The sequence below is a fragment of the Flavobacterium laiguense genome (genome assembly GCF_003097655.1).
Taxonomy (GTDB): Bacteria; Bacteroidota; Bacteroidia; order Flavobacteriales; family Flavobacteriaceae; genus Flavobacterium; species Flavobacterium laiguense.
In genome coordinates this window covers 1-12,655 of sequence record NZ_QCZH01000024.1, presented here as the reverse complement: position 1 = coordinate 12,655, position 12,655 = coordinate 1, and the positions used below count along the sequence as shown (strand labels likewise).

15 protein-coding genes are annotated in these 12,655 nt (G+C 33.4%); all 15 read left to right on the top strand.

Going from position 1 to position 12,655, the window contains the following annotated elements:
* Positions 1–65: 65 nt before the first annotated feature.
* The 15 genes from DB891_RS15245 (at position 66) to DB891_RS15175 (ending at position 12,633) form a co-directional block, all read left to right on the top strand.
* On the top strand, positions 66–662 hold the full coding sequence (locus tag DB891_RS15245; RefSeq protein ID WP_116764446.1) for a peroxiredoxin-like family protein: 597 nt from the start codon (positions 66–68) through the stop codon (positions 660–662).
* Positions 663–776: 114 nt separating this feature from the next.
* A complete protein-coding gene (locus DB891_RS15240; RefSeq protein WP_116764445.1) occupies positions 777–1,307 on the top strand; it encodes a carboxymuconolactone decarboxylase family protein in 531 nt (176 codons plus the stop codon).
* Between the two features lie 457 nt (positions 1,308–1,764).
* On the top strand, positions 1,765–2,295 hold the full coding sequence (locus DB891_RS15235) for a carboxymuconolactone decarboxylase family protein (RefSeq protein ID WP_116764444.1): 531 nt from the start codon (positions 1,765–1,767) through the stop codon (positions 2,293–2,295).
* A 36-nt stretch (positions 2,296–2,331) separates the two neighbouring features.
* Positions 2,332–3,270: an alpha/beta fold hydrolase gene (locus DB891_RS15230; protein ID WP_116764443.1), complete on the top strand. Its 939-nt coding sequence runs from the start codon at positions 2,332–2,334 to the stop codon at positions 3,268–3,270.
* Between the two features lie 7 nt (positions 3,271–3,277).
* Entirely contained in the window at positions 3,278–3,679 is a 402-nt protein-coding gene (locus tag DB891_RS15225) for a hypothetical protein (RefSeq protein WP_116764442.1), read from the top strand.
* A 34-nt stretch (positions 3,680–3,713) separates the two neighbouring features.
* The gene (locus DB891_RS15220; protein ID WP_116764441.1) at positions 3,714–4,127 is read left to right on the top strand and encodes a hypothetical protein; all 414 of its coding nucleotides are present in this window, start codon (positions 3,714–3,716) and stop codon (positions 4,125–4,127) included.
* Positions 4,128–4,203: 76 nt separating this feature from the next.
* Entirely contained in the window at positions 4,204–4,959 is a 756-nt protein-coding gene (locus DB891_RS15215) for an SDR family oxidoreductase (protein WP_116764440.1), read from the top strand.
* A 94-nt stretch (positions 4,960–5,053) separates the two neighbouring features.
* Positions 5,054–5,635: a TetR/AcrR family transcriptional regulator gene (locus tag DB891_RS15210; protein WP_116764439.1), complete on the top strand. Its 582-nt coding sequence runs from the start codon at positions 5,054–5,056 to the stop codon at positions 5,633–5,635.
* A 123-nt stretch (positions 5,636–5,758) separates the two neighbouring features.
* Complete coding sequence (locus DB891_RS15205) at positions 5,759–6,394, top strand: thioredoxin family protein (RefSeq protein WP_116764438.1); 636 nt, start codon at positions 5,759–5,761, stop codon at positions 6,392–6,394.
* Between the two features lie 19 nt (positions 6,395–6,413).
* A complete protein-coding gene (locus tag DB891_RS15200; protein ID WP_116764437.1) occupies positions 6,414–6,827 on the top strand; it encodes a nuclear transport factor 2 family protein in 414 nt (137 codons plus the stop codon).
* Between the two features lie 6 nt (positions 6,828–6,833).
* Positions 6,834–7,460: a pyridoxamine 5'-phosphate oxidase family protein gene (locus DB891_RS15195; protein WP_116764436.1), complete on the top strand. Its 627-nt coding sequence runs from the start codon at positions 6,834–6,836 to the stop codon at positions 7,458–7,460.
* A 32-nt stretch (positions 7,461–7,492) separates the two neighbouring features.
* Positions 7,493–8,749, top strand: a complete 1,257-nt coding sequence (gene fabF / locus DB891_RS15190; protein ID WP_116764435.1) for a beta-ketoacyl-ACP synthase II — start codon at positions 7,493–7,495, stop codon at positions 8,747–8,749.
* 153 nt (positions 8,750–8,902) lie between these two features.
* Positions 8,903–9,619 carry a bacillithiol biosynthesis deacetylase BshB1 gene (gene bshB1, locus DB891_RS15185; RefSeq protein WP_116764434.1) on the top strand — a complete coding sequence of 239 codons (717 nt, stop codon included), beginning with the start codon at positions 8,903–8,905 and terminating at the stop codon, positions 9,617–9,619.
* 25 nt (positions 9,620–9,644) lie between these two features.
* Positions 9,645–10,526 (top strand): helix-turn-helix domain-containing protein, encoded by an 882-nt coding sequence (locus DB891_RS15180; protein WP_116764433.1) that lies wholly within the window; start codon positions 9,645–9,647, stop codon positions 10,524–10,526.
* A gap of 418 nt (positions 10,527–10,944) precedes the next feature.
* Complete coding sequence (locus DB891_RS15175; RefSeq protein ID WP_124019526.1) at positions 10,945–12,633, top strand: GAF domain-containing protein; 1,689 nt, start codon at positions 10,945–10,947, stop codon at positions 12,631–12,633.
* The last annotated feature ends 22 nt before the right edge of the window (positions 12,634–12,655 follow it).

Sequence of the window (12,655 nt, the reverse complement as noted above, 5' to 3'; positions counted from 1 at the left end):
AAACTAGCTGACAAATTTATCTGAATTCTCAATGTAGTTTTGTGTCAACTTAAATGATAGAAACTATGAAAAAAATGATTTGTATTGCAATGCTTACTTTCGGATTTAATGTATTTGCACAAAGTGAAATACCTAAATTGCCAACAGAAGTTTGCCCGTTATTAATTAGCGAAAAAATTCCAGCAGCATCTTTAAAATCAGTTGACGGTTTAACCGTTGACTTAGCAAAAATGATAGCTTCCAAAAAAACGATTTTGGTTTTTTATCGTGGAGGTTGGTGTCCCTATTGTAATATGCATTTGGCAGCTTTAAATGATGCTGAAAAAGAATTATTGAGTTTAGGATATCAAATTATTGCAGTAAGTCCAGATTCTCCAAAAAGTTTAAAAGCAATTGATGATAAAGACAAAATTAATTACACCTTATTATCAGATAGTGATGGTGCATTGTCAAAAGCAGTTGGAATTGCTTTTCAAGCTCCAGAAAATTACAAACCAATTATTACTGAAGGTTCAGAAGGGGTGAATAAAACTTTTCTTCCAGTGCCTGCTGTTTTTATTTTAGACAAAGAAGGAATGATTCAGTTTGAATATATTAGCCCCGACTTTAAGCACAGGATTTCAAACGAACTTCTTGTAGCTGCAGCTAAATCTTTAAAATAATTTTCAGAAGAGAAAATTGTCCATCACCTTGCGTTTATTGTCCATTTTATAACCTTTAGAGCTGTCGCATCTTTGTACTGTCAATATCGACAATCAAATTTAAAGAAAAATAAAATGACAACATTCACAGTTCCAACAAGATCAGAAGTTTCAGAAAACAACCAAGTAATTTTTGACAACCTTCAAAAAGCATTAGGATTTGTTCCCAACTTATATGCCACTATTGCCTATTCAGTAAATGGATTAGAGCGTTTCTTAGCGCATCAAAATGCCAAAACGTCTTTGACTGGTAAAGAGAAAGAAGCCGTTAACTTAATTGTAAGCCAAGTAAACAACTGTGTTTATTGTCAAAGTGCTCACCTTGTTTTAGGAAAAATGAATGGTTTTACAGACGAGCAATTGTTAGACATCCGTAAAGGAAAAGCAACTGATGCAAAACTTAATGCTTTAGTACAATTGGCTGCAGAGATAACAAAAACAAGAGGATATGCTAATCCAGAATTGGTTGATGCATTTTTCAAAGAAGGATACAATAACGAAAATTTAGTAGACTTAATTCTCCAAGTAAGTGACAAAACAGCGATGAATTATTTACACAATTTAACCAAAGTTGAAGTTGATTTTCCATTAGCTCCAGCTTTGTAATTAATACCAGAAATATTTATAAAACAGTCCAATTTATCAGTTCGAGCGGAGTCGAGAACCTATGTTGCATCTCGACTTCGCTCGATGTGACAAAAATATGATTGGACTATATTGTGTAGGTATTTGGTATAAGGTCTGTTTTATAAAGAAAAACTTTGTAAAGGTTATTAAATAAATTCACACTACAAAAAGCTCCATAATTTATGAATTATGGGGCTTTTTGTATTTTGGATTGTTGCTCCAGTTGGCGCTCCAGCAATGGTTAATGGAGTATGCTTAAACTTGCGGTTAATGACTTTTATAGTTAATGAAGTTATAGTTTTCGGGTAAAAGCATTAAAATAACACTATTAAGGAAAATTGTCCATCAGCTGGCGTTCATTGTCCATTTTATAAACTTTAAAGGGGTCGCATCTTTGCAATGTCAATAACGACAATCAAATTTAAAGAAAAATAAAATGACAACATTTACAGTTCCAACAAGATCAGAAGTTTCAGAAAACAATCAAGTAATTTTTGACAACCTACAAAAAGCATTAGGATTTGTTCCCAACTTATATGCCACTATTGCCTATTCAAAAAATGGATTAGAGCGATTCTTAGCGTATCAAAATGCTAAAACGTCTTTGACTGGTAAAGAAAAAGAAGCCGTAAACTTAATTGTAAGCCAAGTAAACAATTGTGTGTATTGTCAAAGTGCTCACTTAGTATTAGGAAAAATGAATGGTTTTACAGACGAGCAATTGTTAGACATCCGTAAAGGAAAAGCAACTGATGCAAAACTTAATGCATTAGTACAATTGGCTGCAGAGATAACAAAAACAAGAGGATATGCTAATCCAGAATTGGTTGATGCATTTTTTAAAGAAGGATACAATAACGAAAATTTAGTAGACTTAATTCTTCAAGTAAGTGACAAAACAGCGATGAATTATTTACACAATTTAACCAAAGTTGAAGTTGATTTTCCACTAGCTCCAGCTTTGTAATAAGTAAAAGTAAATTTTTTAAGAAAAATAAATAAGATGAAAAATATAATTTATACAGCAATTTTTGGATTTCTGTTTACTATTCAAATTGCGAAGGGACAAAATAAAAATTCGACAACATATCATACCATTAAAATAAATGGCACTGAGATATTTTATAGAGAAGCTGGAAATAAAAATGCACCAACATTGGTACTTCTTCACGGATATCCTACTTCGTCCTTTCAGTATCGAAATCTAATCGACAATCTATCGGATAAATATCATTTAATTGCTCCAGATTATCCAGGGTATGGGCGAAGTGAACAACCAGCAATGGCTAATTTTGCTTACACTTTTGAGAACATTTCTACTATTATGGAAAAGTTAATAGATACTTTAGGAGTGCAAAAATACAGCTTGTATCTAATGGATTATGGTGCACCAATTGGCTTTCGAATAGCTGAAAAAAATCCAACTAAAATTGAATCTTTAATCATCCAAAACGGGAATGCCTATGATGAAGGTTTAGAGACTTTTTGGGAACCTTTCAAGAAATATTGGAAGAATGTTAATGACAAAGAAACCGAAAAAACATTAGCAGGTTTTCATAGTATGGATGGATTAAAATGGCAATATATGCACGGAGTTCATAATGCAACCTTAATAAGTAATGACAACTGGGAAATGGATATGCGTCATTTATCGCGTCCTGAGAACAATGCTATTCAGCTGGCTATGTTTTATGATTATCAAAGTAATGTAAAGCTTTATCCAAAATGGCAAGCTTATTTTAGAAAATATCAACCTAAAACATTAATTGTATGGGGTAAAAATGATTATATCTTTCCTGCAAGTGGAGCTGAAGCCTACAAAAAAGATTTAAAAAATATTGACTTTCATCTGTATGATACTGGACATTTTGCTCTAGAGAGTTACAGTGATGAAATGGCAATAGCCATAAGAAGTTTTTTAAACAATATAAACCATAAATAATAAACAAATGAAAAATTTAAAATTAGTAGTAGCGTTGTTCTTAGTAAGTTTTGGAGCATTTGCTCAAACAGAAAGTAAAGTCTATGCCGTAGTTACAAAGGCAGATTGGTGTCCAACTTGCAAGGAACATGGAACTCGTGTGATCACAGAAGTTTTACCACTTTACAAAGAGCCAGTAGTATCAATATTAGTTTACGATGTAACTGATAGTGAAACTAAAAAAGCTAGCAGTGTAGCTTTGGAAAGTTTAGGAATTGATAAAGAAATCACTAAAAGAAATGTTACAGGAGAGATTGCCTTTATCAATGCCAAAACAAAAAAAATCATCTCTCGAATCAGTGTAGCAAAATCAAATGAACAAATTAAGAAAGCATTTGATCAGGCTATCATCAAGAGTAAATTAAATTAATTAAAACACAAACAACTTTAAAAATTAACGAAAAATGGAAATAAAAATCAATTGGCAAAATGCCATCATAGCAGGATTATTAGGAACAGTAGCATTCGACATTGTAGGTTTTGCCTTTACGGGACAATGGTGGGATATCGCTGGAATTATTGGAGAAAAAACAGAATTAGGTTTGGCCTACGGCGTTTTGGGACATTACTCAAACGGTATTTTACTAGCCGTACTTTATGCAGGAATCGCACCTTCGTTGTGGGGGCCAAGTTGGGCACGTGCTTTAACATTTGTTACAGCAGAAACGATTGCTTTAGTTTGGTTATTTATGTTCCCTCTTTTAGGAGGCGGAATTGCAGGAACTAAAATTGCAGCAATAATTCCTTTTGTTTCAATGGTGAGACACTGGGCATATGCAATTCCATTAATTTATTTTCTGCCAAAACAAAATAAATAAAAAATTTTTAATTCATTTTGGAACAATCGTTCCAAAATGAATTATATTTGCATTTTAATCTTAAAAAGAGAAAGCAATGTCAAACAAATTAAAAGGGAAAATTGCTGTTATTACGGGTGGTAATAGCGGAATTGGATATGCAACTGCCAAAGAATTAGTTGCCGAAGGAGCTACAGTCGTAATAACTGGTAGAAATGAAGTAGCCGTAAAAAAGACAGCAGCAGAATTAAACGTAATCGGAATTGTATCAGATCAAAGTCATTTGGTAGCCATAGATCAGTTGGTAAAACAAGTAGAAAGTACGGTTGGTAAAGTAGATATTTTATTTATAAATGCTGGAATCGCTGCTTTTATTCCAATTGAATCGGTGACCGAGGATCATTTTGATTCTATTATGAATATTAATTTCAAAGGGGCTTTTTTTACTTTACAAAAGTTTATTCCCATTTTGAATGAAGGAGCGGCTGTAACTTTCTTATCTTCATTAAATGCAACTACTGGTATGGCCAATAGCTCCGTATATGCTGCTAGTAAAGCCTCATTAAACTCTTTGGTAAGAGCTGCATCAATTGAACTTGCTGATCGTCAAATACGTGTAAACTCGGTTAGTCCAGGTCCAATAAATACACCTATTTTTGGTAAATTGGGATTGGATGAAGAAAGTGTAAATGGATTGGCACAAACGATGCAAAATGCTATACCCTTGAAACGATTTGGTACAGTAGAACAAGTGGCCAAAATTGTAGCCTTTTTATCAAGTGACGATGCGGCTTACACTACAGGTTCAGATTACCCAATTGATGGTGGACTAGGAGTTAACGCTGTAGTATAAACCTATTTTTTTATCATTTATTGGAACAATCGTTCCTTAATTAATTTTGTCATCGTATCTTTGCGATGACAAAATTTTTATAATTATAAATACTATGGCACGGAATAAAGCATTTGATGAAATTGAAGTATTAGACAAAGCGGTGGAACTTTTTTGGACGAAAGGCTATAATACCACATCGGCTAATGATTTGGTTGATGGTTTAGGTTTAAGTAGGTCGAGTCTTTATGATACTTATGGAGATAAACGCTCTTTATTTATAAAGGCTTTAAAACGGTACAAGCATGAATTTGCGGATGCTGTTATTACAATGTTTCAAGAAACTGAGAATGTTAAAGAAACCATTTCAACAGTCTTGCAGTTAATTATTGACCAAGATTGTCATGCCGTAAATCCAAAAGGATGTTTTATAGTAAATACGGCTACTGAATTATCTGGAACCGACCCCGAAATTGCAACTATCATTGATTCCAACAGACAAGATTTTGAAAATGCCATAGAAAACGCTTTAAAACTGGGACAACAGAAAGGGCAAATTTCATCCAAACAAGATGCAAAAGCATTAGCAAGATATTTTATCAATACTTTTTTTGGATTACGAGTATCGATAAAGGCCAATAATAATCCAAAAATATTGAAAGACATTATGACGGTTAGTCTTTCTATCTTGGATTAAAAATTTAATTAATAGTGTACATGAATTTCATTCATTGGGAAAATTGTCCATCTCATTGCGTTGATACTCCATTTTAAATTAAAGGTTACTGTTGCAACTTTGTACTCAACAAAACAAAGAATTATGACAACTGAAAATAGTATTGCTTCAATAACAAATTTAGAGTATAAAGAATACCTTGATAAAGGAATTAATTATGCTGAATACAAAGAAAAAATGGCGGATGATTTGGCTTCTAATTCCGATGTAAAAATAAAAGAATACATTAGTTTGAACCAACATCGCATGCACCGTGTAGAAAAAACTTTTGCATTGTCGGATACCTTAACACAAGAAGTTCAACTCTTAAAAAAGAAAACCTATTGGTTGGTTTTAACCGAACATTGGTGTGGTGATGCATCACAAATTCTTCCAGCATTGCACAAAATTGAAAGTGTGAGTGAAGGAAAAATAGAAATGAAATTGGTCTATCGCGATCAAAATCTACCATTAATGGATCAGTATTTAACCAATAACGGTCGGTCAATTCCAAAATTAATCCAATTGGATTCTAAATATAATGTTACTGGAGTTTGGGGACCAAGACCTGCACTTGCTCAAAAGCTAGTTAAGGAGTTAAAGTCTAATCCAACAACGGCAGATACATACGCAAACCAGCTTCATTTATGGTATGCTAAAGACAAACAAAAATCATTAGAAATTGAAATTTCTGAACTTTTATTACAGTCCAATTTATTGTCTATAAACTCTTTATCATAATTTAAAAAATAAAATTATCATGGAACAAAAACATCCACTTCCGCCATTTACTATGGAAACTGCTTTGCAAAAAGTACAACTTGCCGAAGATGCTTGGAACAGCAAAGAACCAGAACGCATTGCTTTGGCTTATACCATCGACACCGAATGGCGCAACAGAACCGAATTCATCAATGGTCGTGAAGCCGTTAAAGAATTTCTAAAAGGCAAATGGGAAAAAGAACTCGACTACAAACTCAAAAAAGAATTATGGGGTTTTCGTGAAAACCGTATGGCAGTTCGTTTTGAGTACGAATACCACAATGCCGATGGACAATGGTTCCGAGCTTACGGGAACGAAAACTGGGAATTTGACGAAAATGGTTTGATGCGTAAACGTTTTGCCAGCATCAATGACTTACCAATTGACGAGAAAGATAGAAAATTTAAATAATTTCTAATGGCTAAAAATTTTGCAGAAATAGCTTTTACCGATGCTGTCAAAGAATTACAGGAAAAACACGGCAGTCGCAAAGGCTATGAACGAATGGAAAAATTCAATATCATTGACGGACTTTCCGAAAATGAAAAGCGTTTTATCGAAGATCGAGATAGTTTTTATTTAGCATCAATTGGCGTAAAAAACTTCCCTTATATTCAACATCGTGGTGGACCAAAAGGCTTTGTAAAAGTCATTGACAAGGACACCATTGGTTTTATAGATTTCACAGGAAACAAACAATACATCTCCGTTGGAAATGTTGCAACCAATAATAATGTCGCACTCATCATGATGGATTATCCAGCGAGAGCAAGACTGAAAATTTTTGCCAGAGCGGAAATTGTTGAATTGAAAGACAGTCCGGAATTACTTGATTCTTTTGATTTAGGCGAATATCAATACCGACCAGAACGCATAATGTTGTTTCATATAGAAGCCTACGATTGGAACTGTCCGCAACACATTACACCACGCTTTACGGTTGGTGAAATTGAAAAAGCACTAAAGCCACAGCTCGAAAAAATTACCCAATTGGAAAAGGAAAATCAATTGCTTAGACAAAAAATAAAAGACGCAGGTTTATAAATAATTATTTAAAAAAAGCGATCAATAAAGTCATGTTAAAAGAACTAAAAAGAGTAGTAGTAACCGGAATGGGAGCTATTACACCAATCGGAAATTCTGTAGATGAATTCTGGAAGAATAGTATTGCAGGTAAAAGCGGAGTTGATTTGATAACCAAATTTGACACGACGAATTTTAAAACCAAATTTGCAGCCGAAGTAAAAGGATTTAATGCAAGTGAATATTTCGAAAAAAACGAAGCCCGTAAATACGATTTGTTTACCCAATATGCTGTAGCTGCTTCCGAAGAAGCGATAATGAACGCCAACATCAACTTTGAACAAGTAAACAAAGACAAAATTGGTGTCATTTGGGGTTCCGGAAATGGAGGTATTCAAACTTTTCAAGATCAAGTAGAAGAATTTATAAAAGGCGGTAAAATACCTCGCTTCAACCCTTATTTTATTCCGAAAATTATAGCCGATATTCCAAGTGGAATTATATCAATAAGACACGGTTTTAGAGGGCTTAACTTCTCTACCATTTCAGCCTGTGCCTCATCAAACAATGCGATTATCGACGCATACAATTATATCCGATTAGGAAAAGCAGATATCATTATCACTGGAGGTTCTGAAGCTCCCATTAATGAAAGTGGCTTGGGTGGATTTAATGCCTCAAAAGCACTATCAACTAATAATGAAAATGCCAAAACTGCCTCAAGACCTTTTGATGTAACAAGAGATGGATTCGTTATGGGTGAAGGAGCTGGAGCATTGGTTTTAGAAAGTCTTGAATCAGCACAAAAACGAGGCGCGTTTATCTATGCCGAAATCGTTGGTGGCGGAATGGCGGCCGATGCCTATCATTTAACCGGAACGCATCCCGAAGGAGAAGGCGCCTATTTAGGAATGATTGATGCCTTAGAAGATGCCGATATTGATGCTTCAAAAATCAATTATGTCAACGCCCATGCAACATCCACGCATATGGGTGACGAAAGTGAATTGAAGGCGATGTATCGCGTTTTTGGAGAAAGAAACGACTTGAATATCAGTGGAACGAAATCTATGACTGGACATTTACTCGGCGCTGCTGGCGCTATCGAAGCAATTCTATCCATCAAAGCAATTCAAGAAAATACCATTCCGCCAACAATTAATACGACGGAAGTCGAGCCTGAATTTGTAAATAAACTAAATTTGACTTTAGGAAAAGCACAATATAAAGAAGTAAATTACGCTATGAGCAACACCTTTGGTTTTGGAGGTCATATTGCCACCACGATTTTTAAGAAATTTGCAGCTTAATTTGGGTGTTCCCCGCAGAAAAAGCGGGTCGGACTTTCCGCACTCGCTTTTTTGTTTCATTGCATTTCACAAAAAGAGCTCACCCGAGGCTATGCCGAACTGAGCAAAGCTAAACAATGCTACAATCCCTAACACAACCTCGATCTAAGAATCATGAATCCATACAAAATTGACATACTCGCTTTTGGAGCCCATCCCGATGATGTAGAATGCGCCGCAGCCGGAGTGCTAATTAAACACATTGGCATGGGAAAAACAGTTGCCATAATCGATTTAACAACCGGTGAAATGGGAAGTTATGGCACACCCCAAAGCAGAAAGTCAGAAGCAGCTACAGCTTCAAAAATATTAGGAATACAGCACAGAGAACAACTCAATTTACTCGACGGAAGTATCGAAAACAATGAGGAAAGTCGTTTGAAAGTAATTCAAATGATTCGTAAATACCAACCAGATATTGTATTGTGTAATGCCATTCATGACCGTCATCCTGATCACGCCAATGCCGCAAAATTAGTGGCAGATGCCTGTTTTCTATCGGGTTTAAAAATGAAAACAACATTTGACGATAACGAAGAACAAAAGGCGTGGAGACCAAAGGCAGTATATCATTACATTCAAGATTATTATATAGAACCCGATTTTGTAATTGATATTTCTTCAGAAATGGATACAAAGTTGAAAGCAATTCGAGCCTTTGAATCTCAATTTGTTACAGCAAATAGTAATGACGCCAATGGAATATCTGGGTTAATAGACCAAATAAAAAGCACCAACAGTATTTTTGGACGACCCATAAACGCAAAATTCGCAGAAGGTTTTACTGTTAACAGATATATTGGAGTCACTGACTTTTATAATCTCATTTAAATTAAATTTGTAATAAAATAATACTATGTTAGATCAATCTACATTCACTTTAGTCAATCCTCAAAATGGAAACCTTGCCTTTAAATTATCAATTTTTGAAGACAATTGCCAGTTTAAAGAAATTCAAAGAGTAAATTATTTTTCTTTAATCTGGATTAAAAAAGGAAACGGTAAAGTAAAAGTTGATTTTTCTGAATATGATTTTACAGAAAATCAATTATTAGCCTTTGCTCCTTATCAACCATTTATGCTAACCTCTGATGAAAAAATTGAGGGAATTGTGTTGAATTTTCACCCAGAGTTTTTCTGTATTCACAAACATCAAGCAGAGATTGCGTGCAATGGTATTTTATTCAATAATATTTATAAACCACCTTATGTTTCGGTTGATGAACATTCTCAAAATATTTTGGATATGGTAGTGGATCAAATGATTACCGAAATACAAAATACAGAGTTGGCACAATATGAATTACTGGTTTCCTATCTAAAAATATTTTTAATAACCGCTACGAGATTAAAAAACCAACAGCAACCTGAAGAAGAACAAATAGACAACAGCAACACGGCTCCTTTTATACTTCAAAATTTAAAGAATTATATTGAATCCAATTTCAAAACCAAACATTCTGCTAGCGATTATGCAGATTTGCTAAATATTACCCCAAAAGCTTTGGCGAAAATCACCAAAAATCATTTCAACAAAACCTTAACCGATTTAATATCGGAACGCATTATCATTGAAGCCAAAAGAGAATTGTATCTCACCAACAAAGCAGTAAAAGAAATTGCTTTTGAATTGGGTTATGATGACGAACATTATTTTAGTCGTTTCTTTAAAAATAACGCTGAGGTTTCGCCTCAGATGTATCGTGATACCGTTGGTTTTGCTAGAGGGATGAATTAATTCTAAAAAAAAACAGTAAAAGATAATTCATCATTCAGCCCGATTTTGTTGCCAAATACCGAAACTAAGTTATTGAAGGTGATTTTAGAGCCTATGTTGTTGCCGATGATTGTAAAGTCCAATTTAGTTTTAAGACACACTATTTCTTACACATAGCTAAATTTACTCAAATGTTGCTTTTTAGAGTCGGATTTCCAATATTAAATACAATCATTACATTATTATGTTTAGTAGTTATGATTTGATTTTAACACTATATACTGCACGGAAAACAATGTTAATGAACACTCAAGCAGCAAATAAAATTGATTAAATTTGTTATAAATACAATTCTATGACTAAGAATTACAAATACATAGGTCCTTTCAAGATTTTGATTTCTTTTCACAAACTAATAGAAGGATTAGAACAAATAGCCTTGTCAAATATTGACTACAGATCTAATTATGTAAAAGCTTTATTAAATCAAATCCAGGATAAGCCTGAATTTAGAGAAGGAATTGAGAATCTGGATAGTATTGAGAATAATCAAGAATTAATTAAGAATTTATTAGCAGACTTATTTCCCACGGTGCTTACTTCAAATGAAATTAAAGCAGCAACACTTCCTTTTTATGATATTACATTTAATTACTCTGAGCGCTTTAAAAAAATAGTGAACGATGTGGGTGTTTCATTTGATATGAGTATCAGGGACATGGATGAGCATCAGTTCTACGTTATGAATTGTACAATGATCTTGAATGCATACTACCATCAAAATGTTGATTTTGGAAAACCACTATTTTATGATATCCCAGATAGAGATGGTATTTTAAGGCATTATAGAATATTATATAATGCCGATTTTTTAGAAATACTTCCAACAGAAAATACTAAGTTTTTAATTCAATCTGAAATCGATGAATTAGTTGATAACTATGATAATTTAGAGTTGTGGAAAAGAGCTTTTCCAGAAGATTCTTGGATATTAAAAGGATTTGCAATTGTTTCATTAGTAGATGTTACCGTAGAAAGTGCTGTTTCTAACTTAAAATCGAATTTGTTAAAATCAGATGTCGAAAAATCAAAATCTAACGAAAGTTTCGAGTCTATTTTTAGATCGGTGTTCAAAATTCCAGATTTAAAAGTCGGGTTCACTTTCTATGATGAAGAGGAAGATGTATTTATGAAACCTTCGTTTAGCGATGAAAACTTAAAAAGTTTTATGCTTCTAAATGAAAAAGAAGCAGATTGTAAAAATGCACTTTGTGGTTGTTCGTATGATAGTCTTATGGAGAACAATAAACATTTTGTCATTCCCAATGTTAAAGAGTATGCTTTATTACGAGAAAGCCACCGTTTATCTAATCATTTGTTAAATCAAGGTTTCCAAAGTTTTTTATTAGCACCAGTGAGTAAGGATAATAAACTGTTAGGATTATTAGAATTAGCGTCGCCTACGGTTAGAGCATTAAATTCAGTTAATGCCAATAAATTAGAATTGATTTTACCATACCTGTCAGACACTGTTGAAAAAAGTATTAATGACATGATAAACCAAATAGAGGCAGTTATTCAAAAAGAATATACATCTATTCATTCCAGCGTGTATTGGAAATTTAAAAAAGAAGCTAAAAATTATTTTCACTCAAATAAAGCAATTGAAGAGTATAGTTTTAAAGAAATTGTTTTTAAAGAGGTATATCCTTTGTATGGTCAAATCGACATTAAAGGTTCTTCTGAGAATAGAATTAGTGCAATTATTATTGATTTAAAAGCGCAAATCAATCAAATTATTGAAATTATAAAGATTCTAAATTCAGATAAAAAAATTAGCGTCATTGAACAAAAGAAATTTGAATTAGAAAGTTTTTTAAAAGAATTAGAGCAACCATTTACGAACGATTTAGAACAAATCATACACCACTACATAGAAACAGAAATTCATACTTTTTTAAAGAATACGGCCTTCAATAAAAATACGAAAAGCCTAATAAGTGACTATTTTAACAAAATTGATCCAAAAACAGGAATGTTTGATCAAACCAGAAAAGATTTTGACGATACCATAATGCAAATTCCGGTGATATTGACCACCCAATTCCAATTTAAAGTGAGCACCTGATTCCAATTCAAAATGACCACCT

What these genes read in the sequence shown, in the direction of transcription:
- DB891_RS15245 (WP_116764446.1), top strand. Translation starts at nt 66, where the DNA reads ATGAAAAAAATGATTTGTATTGCAATGCTTACTTTCGGATTTAATGTA.
- DB891_RS15240 (WP_116764445.1), top strand. Translation starts at nt 777, where the DNA reads ATGACAACATTCACAGTTCCAACAAGATCAGAAGTTTCAGAAAACAAC.
- DB891_RS15235 (WP_116764444.1), top strand. Translation starts at nt 1,765, where the DNA reads ATGACAACATTTACAGTTCCAACAAGATCAGAAGTTTCAGAAAACAAT.
- DB891_RS15230 (WP_116764443.1), top strand. Translation starts at nt 2,332, where the DNA reads ATGAAAAATATAATTTATACAGCAATTTTTGGATTTCTGTTTACTATT.
- DB891_RS15225 (WP_116764442.1), top strand. Translation starts at nt 3,278, where the DNA reads ATGAAAAATTTAAAATTAGTAGTAGCGTTGTTCTTAGTAAGTTTTGGA.
- DB891_RS15220 (WP_116764441.1), top strand. Translation starts at nt 3,714, where the DNA reads ATGGAAATAAAAATCAATTGGCAAAATGCCATCATAGCAGGATTATTA.
- DB891_RS15215 (WP_116764440.1), top strand. Translation starts at nt 4,204, where the DNA reads ATGTCAAACAAATTAAAAGGGAAAATTGCTGTTATTACGGGTGGTAAT.
- DB891_RS15210 (WP_116764439.1), top strand. Translation starts at nt 5,054, where the DNA reads ATGGCACGGAATAAAGCATTTGATGAAATTGAAGTATTAGACAAAGCG.
- DB891_RS15205 (WP_116764438.1), top strand. Translation starts at nt 5,759, where the DNA reads ATGACAACTGAAAATAGTATTGCTTCAATAACAAATTTAGAGTATAAA.
- DB891_RS15200 (WP_116764437.1), top strand. Translation starts at nt 6,414, where the DNA reads ATGGAACAAAAACATCCACTTCCGCCATTTACTATGGAAACTGCTTTG.
- DB891_RS15195 (WP_116764436.1), top strand. Translation starts at nt 6,834, where the DNA reads ATGGCTAAAAATTTTGCAGAAATAGCTTTTACCGATGCTGTCAAAGAA.
- fabF (WP_116764435.1), top strand. Translation starts at nt 7,493, where the DNA reads ATGTTAAAAGAACTAAAAAGAGTAGTAGTAACCGGAATGGGAGCTATT.
- bshB1 (WP_116764434.1), top strand. Translation starts at nt 8,903, where the DNA reads ATGAATCCATACAAAATTGACATACTCGCTTTTGGAGCCCATCCCGAT.
- DB891_RS15180 (WP_116764433.1), top strand. Translation starts at nt 9,645, where the DNA reads ATGTTAGATCAATCTACATTCACTTTAGTCAATCCTCAAAATGGAAAC.